Genomic DNA, 14,329 nt, shown 5'->3' on the forward strand with positions numbered 1-14,329 from the left:
CAACATTCATAGGTGAAATCATGCGACATAAAAGAACAATTCCCGACTCGCTCAAGGACTTTTGACGGGTGTTATCGACATCTTTGTCGGAAAAACACATCAATTTTACTATTCTAAATTTTTTGAATATTGGTGATCCCAGCTTTATAATAGAGAGTGATTCTAAGGGGAAAAAATAATTTGGGGAGGTACTTCTACATGAAGAAGATCACATCTTTACTGGCGATCGGTGCATTATCACTTTCATTGCTTGCTCCTGCAGCATCAGGTGTAAGCGCACAATCTGATTCGAGCACAGATTACAGCAACTGGAACGTTGAGCGATATGGTGATCGCATTGATATTGATGGAAAACTAGAGCAAAAATCTCAAAGTGAAGAATTTCAAAATAAAGCGGCTGAAAAAATTAAAGAAGCTGCTAAAGAGACTGAGTTTAACTCAGAGGGACCAGCTGGAACTGCCGAAGCTGACAGCCCTTACTTTACATACGATGGAGGTACAAAGCAATTTCTTAACCGTAACTTGGAGTTTCAGACATTCACTTTACGTAGTGTCGGCGAACACGTAGAAGTTTGGGTTGCTAATGACCTTTCATTTGAGCAAGGTGATCCACGTGACCCGCATGTAGTGACACAGGAGCAAGTAGACAAGATGGCAGCTGAATTTGACTCTAACATTTATCCGGTAGCAACCGAATTCTTTGGCATGCCTGATTCACTTGACGGAACAGATGCTCAACTTGAGGATTTGGGTCTTGTTCCTGAAGGATATTATAAAGGTGATGGCGACAAGGTGATGATTCATGTCAGCAACATACCGGATGAAAACTACGAGAACTCTGAGTATCCTTTTTTCGTAGCCGGTTTCTTCTGGCAAACACTTGAAAACTATACAGACCGAAACATTATTTCTATTGACTCTGCCGATTGGGAAGAGCGTTTAGAGAGTACATTTTTCGGAACAACCATCCATGAGCTACAGCATTTAATTCACGCTGACAATGACAGTGATGAAACAACATGGCTAAACGAGGGTATGTCTACTTTCTCCGAGTACCTTGGCGGATATGGCCTTGATTCAGGATCCATCAACTTCCTGCTTGATCACCCTGAAAACTCTTTAACCAATTGGGATGAACACGTTAATGCTGCTACAGGACCTGAGACCATTGCTGACTATGGTCTAGTGCAACTGTTTACCCTTTATAACTATGAAAGGTTCGGCCAAGAATTTATTCGTCATGTAGCTACAGATGGTAACACCAGTATATCTAGCTATAAACAAGCCTATAAAGACTTTGGCCTAGATGTTACCTTCAATGAGGTTTACCAGGACTTCTCCACTGCATTAGTCGTTGATGATGACAAGTGGAAAGGCGGTAAATACGGCTTTGAAAACATCGATCTTCGTAAATTGCCTGTGGAAGACGGGAGTGAGCGCGGCTTTACAGTGAATTTTGAAAAAGCTAAGACTTACGAGAAAGATGGAGTACCGGCATGGGGTACAGATTTCAAAGAATTCAACTTTGCTCCAAACCAAAATGTTGAGAACTTCACGTTTAATGGAGTGGACTTCCTTCCACTTCAATGGGAGACTGTCCAGGATCCCCTCGGCAGTGATGATCAGGTATATTGGGCTGGCAAAGGTGATGAGCTCGATAATAAAATGATCTTCGAAGCTGACTTGACGAATGTGGATGATGCTACATTAACTTTTGATAACTATATTGATATTGAAGAACAATGGGATTTCGGTGTCGTACAGGTTTCTACAGACGGCGGCGAGACTTGGACTTCCCTTGCAAATGAAAATACGCGTTCAGATGTTGTCGAACAGGGATACCCGACCATTAAGGAAAACTTGCCTGGTTTCACCGGCACATATACGGAGTTTAAAGAAGAGTCGTTTGACCTTTCTGAATATGCTGGTGAGGAAGTATTGATTTCCTTCCGCTACTTAACAGACTGGGGAACTAGTCAGTCTGGATGGTTTATCGATGACATCGCCATTCCTGAAATTGGTTTAAGTTTCGATGGCACAAGTACTGGCGATTTCATGTCAGAAGCTCAATTGAAAGAAAAATATGTGAACTATGGCGTTACATTCATTAAAGAGAAAAATAACGGCAAATACCAGGTCATTGAAGTCGATCCATTCAACATTACGGATAAGGAAGCTTTAGAGCTTCAACAAGCCTTCAGAAAAGGCAAAACATATATGACCACGTATTATGCTGCACCACAGGACAGCACAATTCCTGTTCCGTTCGAATATGAAGTTGAATTCAAGGAGAACAATGGGAAAGGTCCTAAAAAACATTAATCCCGCTAAACTACAAACCAACCAGTAGGTCTACTGGTTGGTTTTTATTCATTTATATGGCATGATTTGAGTAAACAGGAAATAAGGTGAACATATGCAGATTCGAGAACTGGAAGTTAAAGAACTACATACTGTTGCACGATGGCTCCACTCTATGAACGAACAAGATAAACATTATGTCGCCTGGCTTGCTTCAGATCCCAATGAAATATTTGAACAGATTTGGACGTTGACACAATTCGAGGAACCCCTTGCCTATGTGGCTTGGGAACAGGATAAGATCATTGGATTTATCGGAATCCTCCCCTTCTTCGATCAAAAGTTGTCCCGATTACTTGGCCCTTTTACCACCCGGGAAGATTCCGAGGTGATTGAACGACTGTGGGAGAAGGCGACCCTCACACTCAAGATGCATTTCGATCTCGTAAAAGTAGCGTGCTTTAAAACAAACGAGCCATTGGTTACCTTTGCGGAGCGTCATGAGTTTTCACTCTATAACATAGAAAAAACGCTAGCTCTGCACCAGTCGCACTTCTCCCCTTCAAATGAAAAAAGCCCGCATATTTCCGAGCTGACGAGCGATCATCTTTCTTCGCTTCGTGACCTTCATCCAGCAGGGGCTTACTATACAACAGAAGAAATGGTCGAGCTGGCTAAACAGGAAGAGAATAAACTCTTTGGATATGTCGAAGATGGCAAGCTGATCAGCTACCTTTATTATGAAACCATTACAGCTGATGAGGGAGAGATTTGTTTTGTAAATGTCCAGCCAGATGACCGTGGGAAAGGGATTGGCACGTTGTTAATTGAGCATGCCTTACAATATGCCTTCTACGTATATGGCGTCAAAACAGTGACCCTCTCAGTCCGCAACCAAAACACGCAGGCCGAACAACTTTATCAGCAGTTAGGGTTCAGAGAAATCAACACGATCTATGCTTTTGAGAAAAATCTTAGTGACTTGAATGTGCCTCCACTCTTCCATTAAATCCATAAAAAATCCAGAGCATCTTATTCCTAGATGCTCTGGATTTTTATGCTTAATCTGCCAGGAAAACTTTTAACGTCTCATCTGGTTTTATGCGATAGTGCAAACCATTCACATGCACCTCTACAGGGCGGTTAGCATCGATCAATTTCAGCCTCATATACTGTGATGTAACACAGGCGGAAATGAGCTGCCCCTGTCCATGAACATGGAATGAGTAATCACTCCACTGCTCAGGAAGTTTCGGGGTAAAATGCAATCCATTTTCTTTGATACGTAGCCCGGCAAATCCAAATACAATCGCCATAAAACTCCCTGCCATATTAGCCATGTGAAGCCCGTCCTTCGTATTACCATGCATGTTATCCAGGTCTAGTCGAGCAGAGTCCCCAAAATAATGGAAAGCTTTTTCAAGGTCACCAAGCTTAGCGGCCATCATACTGAATACACACGTTGAGAGTGATGAATCATGTGTGGTGATCTTTTCATAGTAGTTATATGAATTCCGTATCGTTTCAAAGTCCTGTTCATCTTCAAGCAAAAAATGAGCCAGCACAGTATCAGCCTGTTTACACACTTGATAACGATAAAGAGTTAGTGGATGGAAATGAAGCAGCAAAGGAAATTCGTCGGCTGGTGTATTTTTCATATCCCATACAGCCTTATTTAAAAAGGTGTCATCTTGAGGATTTATGCCAAATTGGCTATCATAAGGCAAATTCATAGTAACAGCAGCTTGTTTAAATTCCTCAAGTTCTTCCTTAGTAAGACATAAGGTCTCAGCAAGGTCCTTCACCCTCTTTGAATTTTTTCTTTTGGCAAGTTGATACGCTTTTACTGCCCATATTAAATTATGCTTGGCCATCACGTTTGTATAATAATTATTATTCACGATTGCCGTGTATTCATCAGGACCTGTGACATTATTGATCGAGAACCCATTTTTGTTTAAATGACCAACATCCATCCAAAGCCTGGCTGTTTCTACTAGCAGCTCGACACCATAATCCAATAAAAAGTCTGTGTCCCCGGTGGCTTGATAATATTGAATATAACTATAGGCAATGTCAGCACTTATGTGGTACTGTGCCGTCCCTGCTGGAAAGTAAGAGGAACACTCCTTACCACTGATCGTTCGCCATGGAAAAAGAGCCCCTTGCTGATGTCCCATCTCAGCAGCGCGGTTCTTCGCATGGCTTAGAATGGAATAGCGATAGATTAATAGTTTTCTGGCAAGATCCGGGGCAATCATTAGGAAGACCGGAAACATATAAATTTCCGTATCCCAGAAGTAATGACCCTCATAACCTTCTCCAGATAACCCCTTAGCTGAGATATTGCTGTACGAATCTCTGCCTACTGATTGCAGTAAATGATAAAGGTTAAATCGCAATCCTTCCTGAAGTTTGAAGTCACCGCCAACACGAACATCTCCATGGCGCCAAAACTGTACCATATATTCTTTTTGCTTGTGAAAAAGTTCATCATCCCTCCAATCTTCAAGAGACTGTTGGAGCTGAATAGCCGCTTCATATAAATCTCCTTCATGCCTTAAGGAATCTACAAAAATAGTTCGCTTAGTTAGAGAAGCCGGCACAGACTCTTCCGCCTCCCACACATATTCAAAAAGCAGCTGTTTTGAATGATCATCTTTATACACCGACATTTCAGCATTCACATCCGTATAATGCCTTGTCATGCACCCAGCAAGTAAGCGGGACACCTCGGCCTGACTTTCTATATAACCGACATCTTCATTGACGAGTAACCTGCTAAGGTGGAGACGCTTTGCCTCGCCCGTGGCTACCCGCGGATCCTCTTCATTCACGTAGTTCTCCACATCCCCACTAACGCTCGAAACGACCTTCAGTTTTCCCGAGAAATTAACGGGTATCAGAGTCAACTTGATCATAAATAGTTCACGATGGACAAAAGAAACAAGCCGTTCAAAGCGGATATTCAACTCTTTGCCAAGCGGTGATTTCCAATAAATCTCCCGAGCTGTGCTTCCTTCATCCAATAATAGTTTTCTAGAATAATTAAGAACCTGACCCTGTTCAAGGGTATACAACTCCTCCTCCTCGCCTAGATAAATGTGAACCGATTGTGTATCCTGAACATTTAACATTTTCTGCTGGGTGTCTGGAAAACCATATAACTTCTCTCCATAAGGAATATCAATAATATCGTGAAATGCATTGATATACGTCCCCCTGATTGTCGGGGATTCATCAGGATAGCCTTCTTCAAAGTTCCCTCTGACACCAAGATAGCCATTTCCCAGAAAGAATAGGCTCTCCTCATTTATTAATTCTTCAACATTCAATCTATTACGCTTAATGTGCCAGTTCATGAATTATTCTCCTTTGTTCGTTTATTCTTTTACACCGCCGCTCGTCAATCCAGAGACAATCCGTTTTTGGAAAAATAGGACGATTAATAGTGTAGGGATCGTGACGATGATCGTAGCAGCAGCCACCTGTCCCCAAAGAATTTCGAATTGTGTCCGCAAGAACGAGATTGCAACAGGTACAGTATGGTAAGCCGCATCAGAATTAATAGTTATAGCGAGCACAAATTCATTCCAAGCCGTAATAAACACAATGATAGCTGTTGTAAAAACCCCTGGTGCCGCCAGTGGAAATACAATTCTAAATAACGTTTGGAAGCGATTGGCGCCATCCATTTTAGCTGATTCTTCTAAAGCGATGGGAATTTGATTAAAGTGTGTCACTAAAATCCATACCGCCAGCGGAAGAGTGATCGAGGAATAAGGTAGCGTAATCCCATAGCTGTTCGTCCAGCCAAGATCTACAAATAGGTTATAAATCGGACCAATCACGATCATTTGCGGAAACATAGATACAGCCAGGACAACACCTAGTAATAGATTTTTCCCGAAAAACTCAAACCGTGAGATGGCATAGGAGGCCATAGTCGCGACGAAAACGATATAGATGGTCGTAACACCTGAAACGACCAGGCTATTCCAGACCGCATTCAGGATCCCCCTCTCAAGTATGACATTGGCATAATGCTCAATTGTTGGATTCTCCGGGATAATGCGAAAAGGATGATTGCCAAATATTTCACCTATGCTCTTAAAGGAGGTGATTAAAATCCACAGAAAGGGAAATACAACAACAACGAGGTAAAAGCATAGGATTAATACGAAAACCAGTTTCTTCTTAGATGATGTGGAGCTAGAGCGGTTCGCCATGTTCATCAACCTTCCTTAATTTTTTTCCATCACATTTGCACCAAGAATTTTCACATAGACGGTTGCAATAATTGCCACACAAACGAACATAATCATAACGATAACGGACCCATAACCAAAGTTTGTCTGGGCAAACATGACTTTGTAGGAATAGATAGATAATGTTTCTGTCGAGCCGCCTGGACCGCCCCCAGTTAATACGTAAATAAGGTCAAATACACGGAATGCATCGAGGGTTCTAAATAACAGGGCTACCAGGATGGCCGGCTTTAGTAAAGGCAGTGTAATTCTAAAAAACTGTTGTGCTTTATCGGCTCCATCAATGGCTCCTGCTTCATACAGTGATTTTGGGATCGTCTGCAGACCGGCAAGCAATAGCAGTGCCATGTACGGTGTCGTTTTCCACACATCTGCTAATATCGCTGCCGTCATGGCTCCCCCTGAGGTCAGTAAAAGATCCGTGGGTTCATTGATCAATCCTATAGAGGCAAACATTTGTGCTACTATCCCAGCGGTTCCGTCATATAAATAACTCCACATAAGGGCTGCCACAGCTGTCGGGATCGCCCAAGGTATAAGAGAGGAAGTTCGAATAAACCCCTGACCTCGCATCGATTTATTCATAATCATGGCCATCCCGAGACCGAGCACCAGCTCAAGAGCTACAGAGGAAAACGTAAAAACGAGAGTATTTTTTAAAGCAACCCAAACAAAGTCATCCTGAAAAGCTTTCTTATAATTCTCGAGGCCAACAAAATTGGATTCAATCATACTTCGATCTATGTCATTGACGATTTTTGGTAAGTTCTGTTCAGTTTGTAATTCATACTTCTCACTCAAAGCAGCGACCAGTTCCCTGGCATCCTCATAAATCAATTCAACTTTATTTTTTACTTCTTCATTAATATTCACTACACCGGACTTGTCTTCAAATTCCTTATCAAGCTGATCAAGTCTTGCCAGCAGTTTTTCAACTTTTGCTACATCTTCCGGATCTGTAATGTTCGGCATATCACGCTTGAGGAATAAGTTTACATAGGTCGATGATTCATTGTATAGTTCAACATTAAAACGTTCATTTAAATACAGACCTGCTTTTGTGCGATCATTCAATTGATAATCAAAAAAGGTGTACGTAAAAGATTGAACAACCGGCCATACAGAAAATACAGCAATGAGTATGATAATGGGTATGATGAAAAATGATCCGCGAAAGCCCATTTTCTTCAACGTAAATTCCCCCTTTGTAAAGTACTTTGTTGGCATAAAGATAGGCCATGCTGAACGAGTTGCCAGCATGGCCTGACGAATCAGAGCTCGTTCTTCACAAGTGAAAAGCTCTATTCCCCTATTGCATTATCCACACTCTGGACAGCATCTTCCAACCCTTCTCCTGAGCTCAAATATTTGTGTACAGCTACTTGAATCTCATTTGATGCTTTGGAATATTCTGCGGAAACTGGTCGGGCAATCGTACCTTTAAGGGCTTCCTGGAAGCCAGGGAACGTTAGCAATTCATTGGAATCGAGAACTTCCTGATTTTCAAGTAATGGTTGATAACCAGGTAAATATCCTCCCTGTGTAGACATGATCTTCTGTCCTTCTTCACCGGATAAGAACTTGACGAATTTCCATGCCCCTTCTTTATTTTTTGAATTTGACGTTACGCCGAGCAGCCATCCACCGACTGCGCCGCCATTAGGTAATGGGGCTATCCCAACTTGATCTGCTGTTACAGTAGCGCCGCTTTCCTCGGGGTTTTTCAAACGTCCGAACATGTAAGGCCAGTTACGAGCAAACACAGAATTACCTGTCTCAAAAGCTGTATGAGTTTCTGCTTCCGTATAATTTAAAATGTCATCAGGTACAAACTCTGAAGTTGTGAATTCGTACATTGTCTCAAGTCCGCTTTGAATACCTTCAAATTGATTCGTAAATTCTGTAGCATTTACGGTTAACCCTTCGTACTGCTTCGACTGATAAACGAAGCCATTTTCTGTTCCGCTTTCGTTCATGTACTTCTCTGCCATTGCCGCTAAATCGTCGTACGTGTAATCGCCGGATATAAGCTTTTGCTGATCTTCTTCAGAAACGATGTCACTTCGGAAATAGAGAAGACCTACATCAGGAAAATATGGAAGCGTATATTGTTTTCCTTTAAAGTTACCTGATGTCATGGAACCAGCATTATAGTTCTCATAACTTAACCCATCCTCTTCCATCCAAATATCGATGGGCTCGATATAGCCGGCACCTGCAAATTCTCCAGCCCATACTACGTCCATGGAAATCACATCATATTCACTGGATCCGCTGGAAAGTGTTGTTAATAATTGATCGTGCATTTGCGCGGAATCATTTGTCATTTGCGTCCATTCCACTTTATATTTGTCAGATTGTTCGTTGAAGGTATCAATCGCGGCCTGTGTTGCTGGAGTACTATCGCTCTGTGCAGCAAAATGGATAATTGTTTTCTCCCCGCTAGCTTCCTCTTCACCTGACTGTTCTTCTTCAGTATCAGTTTCTCCACTAGAGCTGTCACTTTCCCCACTACTACATCCAATCACCAAAATCGAAAGCATAGAAACGAAAATCAAAAATAAAAGCCTTTTTTTCACGGGTCAGCTGACCTCCTTCATAATTTTTTCTATCTAGTACTTTTATATTATTATGAAATCGCTTACAATTATATTAAAATCTTTACATTCGTATTAAAAAATTACACACTTTGGGGGTTGATCATGGATAGTACTATCAAACATTATATGATCGACCAGTTCAAACAAATCCGCATGAACAACAGGCGTAATGAATATTTTCACCCCTCCTTCTTGATGGAACAACAGTTAATGGAAGCCATTATTAAAACAGATGAACATACAGCCTTCACGTTATTAAAAAATATCAATAAGGACCAACGTCCCAGGCTGGCTCACACTCCATTACGCTCCTTAAAAAATTCTTTAATTTGTTCCTGCACCCTGTTTACGCGAGCCGTTATTCGTGCCGGGGTCGATGCTGAGACTTCTTTTAACCTAAGTGACGCTTACATCTTAGAAATCGAGCGCAGAGCGACAGCAGAAGAATTAGATACCCTGGAATTCCAAATGCTCGGCCACTTCATCCAAATGGTCGAAGATGTCAAGGAAATGCCTTATTCACATGTCATCAACCGGGCGGTTACACACATTCATGAACATATTCTTGATGAACTGGATCTGGAACAGATCGCTAAAGCCTGTTTTGTAAGTCCGTGTTACTTATCACACCTTTTTAAAAAGGACGTGGGGGTTTCAGTTGTTCAGTTTATTAATGAAAAACGTGTGGAGGAATCTAAGTATTTTCTCATGCATACCACAACTTCCATCTCTGATATTGCAGCTTTATTTAAATTCTGCAACCAAAGTTACTACACCTCCATCTTCAAAAAACATTTTAAGCTTACTCCTAAACAGTATCGTGATCAGCAAACAAGACGAATGACGATCAGTTGAAATTATTCCACTATTTCAACTTTTGAATTTTTGGGTTATTGTATGGAGAGGGGGGTTATATGAAGCAAGTTATTCAAACTTCACTTTACCGATTAGGTGATCACAGCGCTATCAAAGCTATCCAAAAAATTAGTGGCGGGGATATTAACGAAGCGTTTTATGTACTTACCCATCACGGTGAATATTTTGTAAAAGGAAATAACAATGTGCCGCCTCATTTTTTTAAAATAGAGGCACTCGGCTTAGATCGAATCGCTCAAACTGATGCCATAAACGTCCCAAAAGTCTATGACTACAATCAACCGGGCAAAGGCGAGACGGGTTTTATCGTTTTGGAGTGGATTGAAGAGGAAGTCGGGAATTCCCGCTCAGTGGAACAACTTGGGACCCATCTTGCGAATCTGCACCAGCATACAGCCGACCATTTCGGTTTCGATCAGCCGACTTTCATTGGGGAGTTAACACAGGAAAACCATTGGCGGGACAGCTGGGTAGAGTACTATCGGGATGATCGAATGCAACCACAACTTCAACTGGCTGTTGAACATAACACCTTACCGCTAAAAAGGCGGGAGCGGCTCGAGCAGCTGCTGAGTCGTTTAGACCAGCTGCTCCCACATCATCCTTCTCCTTCCCTTCTGCACGGTGATTTATGGGGTGGAAACTATTTAGTTGGACGAAAAGGCGTTCCCTATCTCATCGATCCCTCCATATTGTATGGAGATCATGCATTTGAACTAGCTTTCACGGAATTATTCGGCGGATTTCCGCCGCCCTTCTATGCAGCTTACGAGGAAGTCATGCCACTTCCTTATGGGTACGAAGATATGAAACCGCTTTATCAACTTTATTATCTTCTCGTGCATCTGAATATGTTTGGTGAAAGCTACGGTCCTCCAGTGGATCGAATTTTAGCCAGGTATACGGAAAACTAGGGCATTCTATAACATTGGTAAAATTTTATATTGGCAATTGCATATTTTTGTATTAAAATTTATTTTGTTGCATATTTATACCCATAACAATTCGTCAGGAGCGATACTTTAATGAAAGCTAGCGACTTCAAAGTTTCATCACATTTAAAATTTATTCTGCCATCTTTACTTGGTATATTTCTATTTATTGTACCGTTTTATAACGCAGAAGATCAAAGTGTTACGATTATTATTGCTATTCTGGCCACGTGGATTCAAGAAGCGCTGGCTAACTATCTCTCATTGATCATGATGATAATCATTTCAATCACAGCGATCGGGACCGTCTTAGTTAAGTTAATAGGTCCAGATAAATTGAACAGTACCCCTTTCTTCAGACAATTGCTGGATGTGCCGGGGGTATGGGTTGTCACCCGTGTATTAGGAATGATTTTTGCTATAATGGTGTATTTCCAAATTGGGCCTGAGGCTATTATTTCTGATGTGACAGGTGGATTGTTATTAGATTCCCTGCTTCATGTGCTATTCGCCGTATTCTTATTTGCCGGATTGTTTCTGCCATTGCTGCTCAACTTCGGGCTGCTTGAGCTCTTCGGCGTCATATTAACGAAAATTATGCGTCCTGTTTTTAAATTGCCCGGACGTTCCTCTATAGACTGTCTGGCCTCTTGGCTAGGGGACGGAACTATCGGTGTACTCTTAACGAGTAAGCAGTATGAAGAAGGTTATTATACGAAAAGAGAAGCGGCTGTTATTGGAACCACCTTCTCTGTTGTATCGATTACATTCAGTTTAGTTGTGATCCAGCAAGTTGGTTTAGCTGATATGTTTATTCCATTTTATTTAACTGTCGGATTCTCAGGACTTGTTGCCGCATTAATCATGCCAAGAATTCCACCGCTTTCACGTAAAGCGAACACATATGTTACAGAAGAGGCCGATGATATTAGTGAAGAAATCCCTGAACAGCATAATGCTTTTACTTATGGATATACACAAGCTGTCGAGCGAGGCAGCAAGTCCAGTGGGGTTAAGGAGTTTTTCAAACAAGGTGGACAGAACATTCTAGATATGTGGATGGGCGTTGCCCCGATTGTCATGGCATTAGGTACCATTGCCCTGATTATTGCAGAGTTCACCCCTGTGTTCACTTGGCTCGGTGTACCATTCATTCCGATCTTGGAATTGCTGCAAATTCCTTATGCACAGGCTGCATCTGAAACTATATTAGTAGGGTTTGCCGACATGTTTCTACCTGCCATTATTGGTGCATCCATTGAGAGCGAATTGACTCGCTTTGTGATCGCTGCATTATCCGTTACGCAGCTAATTTATATGTCAGAGGTCGGCGGATTGCTATTAGGCTCTAAAGTACCTGTAAATCTTAAAGATTTATTTATCATTTTCTTATTAAGAACCATCATTACGCTTCCAATCATTGCGCTAATCGCACATCTTATCTTTTAAAAAATCATGCCGCTATTCTACTTAGGAATAGCGGCTTTCGTTACTCAATTTTCTTAATAAAAGCTTCAGCTGTAGCGAGACTGGATTGTGAGTTCTGACCTGTGACTAACTTTCCATCTACCTCAACGTGCTCTTTATAAGACTCCGAAGCCTGAAATTCAGCTCCTTCAGCTATCAACTTATCTTGCAATAAAAAAGGCATTTTGTCAGTCAGACCAGCTTTTTCTTCCTCTTTATTTGTAAAACCCGTGATCGTCTTTCCTTTAACAAAAGAGTCTCCGTTCGCATCCTTCATTCCCACAAAAGCAGCCGGTCCATGACAAATTGCCCCAATCACCTTGTCGTGTTCTATAAAGTGCTGCAAAGCGGATTGAATGACGTTCTGATTCGGAAAATCGAACATCGTCCCATGTCCGCCCGTGAAGAATATGCCTGCATAATCAGTTAGATCGATGTTTTCGAGTTTATCTGTATTATGAATCGGTTCCATGACTCCATCCCAAACTCGGGGCAGCTCATTACTGTAACTGTTTGGATCAATGGGAATCCTCCCGCCTTTAAGGCTCGTACCAGTAACTTCAAAGCCGGCTTGCTTACATTCCGTCGCAGGCTCCACAAACTCTTGCAGCCACAATCCAGTCTCATCTCCGCCTTCGATGGCGTCGATATTTGTTGCCACAAATAAGATCTTTTTTTCCATAAAAAATACCTCCCTCAGGATCTATATCACTAGTCTTTCACTAGACGACTCATTTCAATCCTAAGAGAGGTACGATTTCTTTTATTTAATTAGTTGTATAATCTTTCTTTGCTGACTTATGCCACCATTTCTTTATTAATTGAGCTCTGCCTTCAATAACGGGCTGCGTCAGTGTTTGTATGGATGTGCTTGATAATAAGAATACAATACTTGCTGCAACAATTGCTAAGCCAGCAAAGTCAATCATGTTGTCAACTTCAAACCAGCCGGCCTCGCGGAAGAACTGAATAAAGAATCCGTGAAGCAAGTAGACGTATAACGTTCTCCCTCCTAACACGGTAAAACGATACGATTGATTAGGGATCCAAGCAAGAACACCTATCGTCATGATTGCGCCTACCACGTAACCGCCAAACCGAATTAAGCCGCCAAATTCCAGGCCTCCAAGTTCACTGTACGATTTTGAACCTAACAGCCAGCCTGAGTCAAACTGAGGGAAAATGGCAATTAACCCAACAAGCGCTGTCATAAAGAGAAGCGTGGCTTCACGTACTTGAGGGGTTCGCCATTTCTTGACGTGGTCTTTCGTTAACCAATAGCCAGCCAGGAAGAATGGAAAGAAAACAAATGTTCTGGAAAGACTGAACATATGGCCGATATCATTAAAGTACCCTACGACTATTCCTAATCCTACCGAAACAAACAGTCCCATCAGAGCAGGAACTTTTTTAAACCAATAAAGCATAATGTGCCAGCAGAACAAACTGAATAAGAACCACAGCGACCAGTGTGGATAAAATGGTCCATTCAGCCAGCCATCCTTTCCTATAAAGAAAAAGTAGCCTGAGTATGCAAGCTGAAAAATCATATACGGCAAGATCAATTTTTTCGCTAAATTAACAATATAGTCTTTATGCCCTGATCCTTTTGCAAAAAAACCAGCCAAAAAGATAAACGCAGGCATATGAAACGTATAAATCCACATATATATGGTGTACATCGTATGTGAACCATCCGTAAACGGTTGAATAAGATGACCGAATACAACGAGGAAAATCAATAAAATTTTTGCATTATCAAAAGTTGCATCCCTCTTCATAGTCCTTCACCCTCTTTAATTCTGTGGTTGGTATTTAGATCAATTTCCTGAATGTAAAAAAGATATCTATACCCTTTTTACCACAATATATATAGGTTGAAGTT

General features: G+C 41.6%; 11 protein-coding genes. 5 read left to right on the top strand and 6 right to left on the bottom strand.

What is annotated here, in order from left to right; genetic code table 11:
- Positions 1-198 precede the first annotated feature (198 nt).
- The gene (locus tag P9989_RS19225) at positions 199-2,322 is read left to right on the top strand and encodes an immune inhibitor A domain-containing protein (protein WP_283076455.1); all 2,124 of its coding nucleotides are present in this window, start codon (positions 199-201) and stop codon (positions 2,320-2,322) included.
- A 94-nt stretch (positions 2,323-2,416) separates the two neighbouring features.
- On the top strand, positions 2,417-3,310 hold the full coding sequence (locus P9989_RS19230) for a GNAT family N-acetyltransferase (RefSeq protein ID WP_283076456.1): 894 nt from the start codon (positions 2,417-2,419) through the stop codon (positions 3,308-3,310).
- Positions 3,311-3,362: 52 nt separating this feature from the next.
- Here P9989_RS19230 and P9989_RS19235 read toward each other — a convergent pair whose 3' ends face one another.
- The 4 genes from P9989_RS19235 to P9989_RS19250 all read right to left on the bottom strand — a co-directional run bounded on the left by P9989_RS19235 (position 3,363) and on the right by P9989_RS19250 (position 9,148).
- Positions 3,363-5,663: a glycoside hydrolase family 65 protein gene (locus P9989_RS19235; protein WP_283076457.1), complete on the bottom strand. Its 2,301-nt coding sequence runs from the start codon at positions 5,661-5,663 to the stop codon at positions 3,363-3,365.
- Positions 5,664-5,684: 21 nt separating this feature from the next.
- Entirely contained in the window at positions 5,685-6,530 is an 846-nt protein-coding gene (locus P9989_RS19240) for a carbohydrate ABC transporter permease (RefSeq protein ID WP_283076458.1), read from the bottom strand.
- A 15-nt stretch (positions 6,531-6,545) separates the two neighbouring features.
- A complete protein-coding gene (locus P9989_RS19245) occupies positions 6,546-7,760 on the bottom strand; it encodes a carbohydrate ABC transporter permease (RefSeq protein WP_390305109.1) in 1,215 nt (404 codons plus the stop codon).
- Between the two features lie 110 nt (positions 7,761-7,870).
- Positions 7,871-9,148, bottom strand: a complete 1,278-nt coding sequence (locus P9989_RS19250; RefSeq protein WP_283076459.1) for an extracellular solute-binding protein — start codon at positions 9,146-9,148, stop codon at positions 7,871-7,873.
- A gap of 123 nt (positions 9,149-9,271) precedes the next feature.
- Between P9989_RS19250 and P9989_RS19255 the strand changes: the two genes are divergently transcribed.
- From P9989_RS19255 to P9989_RS19265, 3 genes are all read left to right on the top strand, one after another.
- The gene (locus P9989_RS19255) at positions 9,272-10,024 is read left to right on the top strand and encodes a helix-turn-helix domain-containing protein (protein ID WP_283076460.1); all 753 of its coding nucleotides are present in this window, start codon (positions 9,272-9,274) and stop codon (positions 10,022-10,024) included.
- A gap of 59 nt (positions 10,025-10,083) precedes the next feature.
- Positions 10,084-10,959: a fructosamine kinase family protein gene (locus tag P9989_RS19260; RefSeq protein ID WP_283076461.1), complete on the top strand. Its 876-nt coding sequence runs from the start codon at positions 10,084-10,086 to the stop codon at positions 10,957-10,959.
- Positions 10,960-11,070: 111 nt separating this feature from the next.
- A complete protein-coding gene (locus P9989_RS19265) occupies positions 11,071-12,426 on the top strand; it encodes a YjiH family protein (protein ID WP_283076462.1) in 1,356 nt (451 codons plus the stop codon).
- Between the two features lie 40 nt (positions 12,427-12,466).
- Here P9989_RS19265 and P9989_RS19270 read toward each other — a convergent pair whose 3' ends face one another.
- Together P9989_RS19270 and P9989_RS19275 are read right to left on the bottom strand one after the other, a co-directional pair.
- Positions 12,467-13,126, bottom strand: coding sequence for a type 1 glutamine amidotransferase domain-containing protein (locus P9989_RS19270; protein WP_283076463.1), 660 nt, complete (start codon positions 13,124-13,126; stop codon positions 12,467-12,469).
- An 85-nt stretch (positions 13,127-13,211) separates the two neighbouring features.
- Positions 13,212-14,225, bottom strand: coding sequence for an acyltransferase family protein (locus P9989_RS19275; protein WP_283076464.1), 1,014 nt, complete (start codon positions 14,223-14,225; stop codon positions 13,212-13,214).
- Positions 14,226-14,329 lie beyond the last annotated feature (104 nt).

This window comes from Halobacillus naozhouensis (assembly GCF_029714185.1).
Taxonomy (GTDB): Bacteria; Bacillota; Bacilli; order Bacillales; family Halobacillaceae; genus Halobacillus_A; species Halobacillus_A naozhouensis.

Bases quoted from the DNA above. Each gene is read 5' to 3' on its own strand.
- P9989_RS19225 (WP_283076455.1), top strand. From the start codon at position 199: ATGAAGAAGATCACATCTTTACTGGCGATCGGTGCATTATCACTTTCA.
- P9989_RS19230 (WP_283076456.1), top strand. From the start codon at position 2,417: ATGCAGATTCGAGAACTGGAAGTTAAAGAACTACATACTGTTGCACGA.
- P9989_RS19235 (WP_283076457.1), bottom strand. From the start codon at position 5,663: ATGAACTGGCACATTAAGCGTAATAGATTGAATGTTGAAGAATTAATA.
- P9989_RS19240 (WP_283076458.1), bottom strand. From the start codon at position 6,530: ATGGCGAACCGCTCTAGCTCCACATCATCTAAGAAGAAACTGGTTTTC.
- P9989_RS19255 (WP_283076460.1), top strand. From the start codon at position 9,272: ATGGATAGTACTATCAAACATTATATGATCGACCAGTTCAAACAAATC.
- P9989_RS19260 (WP_283076461.1), top strand. From the start codon at position 10,084: ATGAAGCAAGTTATTCAAACTTCACTTTACCGATTAGGTGATCACAGC.
- P9989_RS19265 (WP_283076462.1), top strand. From the start codon at position 11,071: ATGAAAGCTAGCGACTTCAAAGTTTCATCACATTTAAAATTTATTCTG.
- P9989_RS19270 (WP_283076463.1), bottom strand. From the start codon at position 13,126: ATGGAAAAAAAGATCTTATTTGTGGCAACAAATATCGACGCCATCGAA.
- P9989_RS19275 (WP_283076464.1), bottom strand. From the start codon at position 14,225: ATGAAGAGGGATGCAACTTTTGATAATGCAAAAATTTTATTGATTTTC.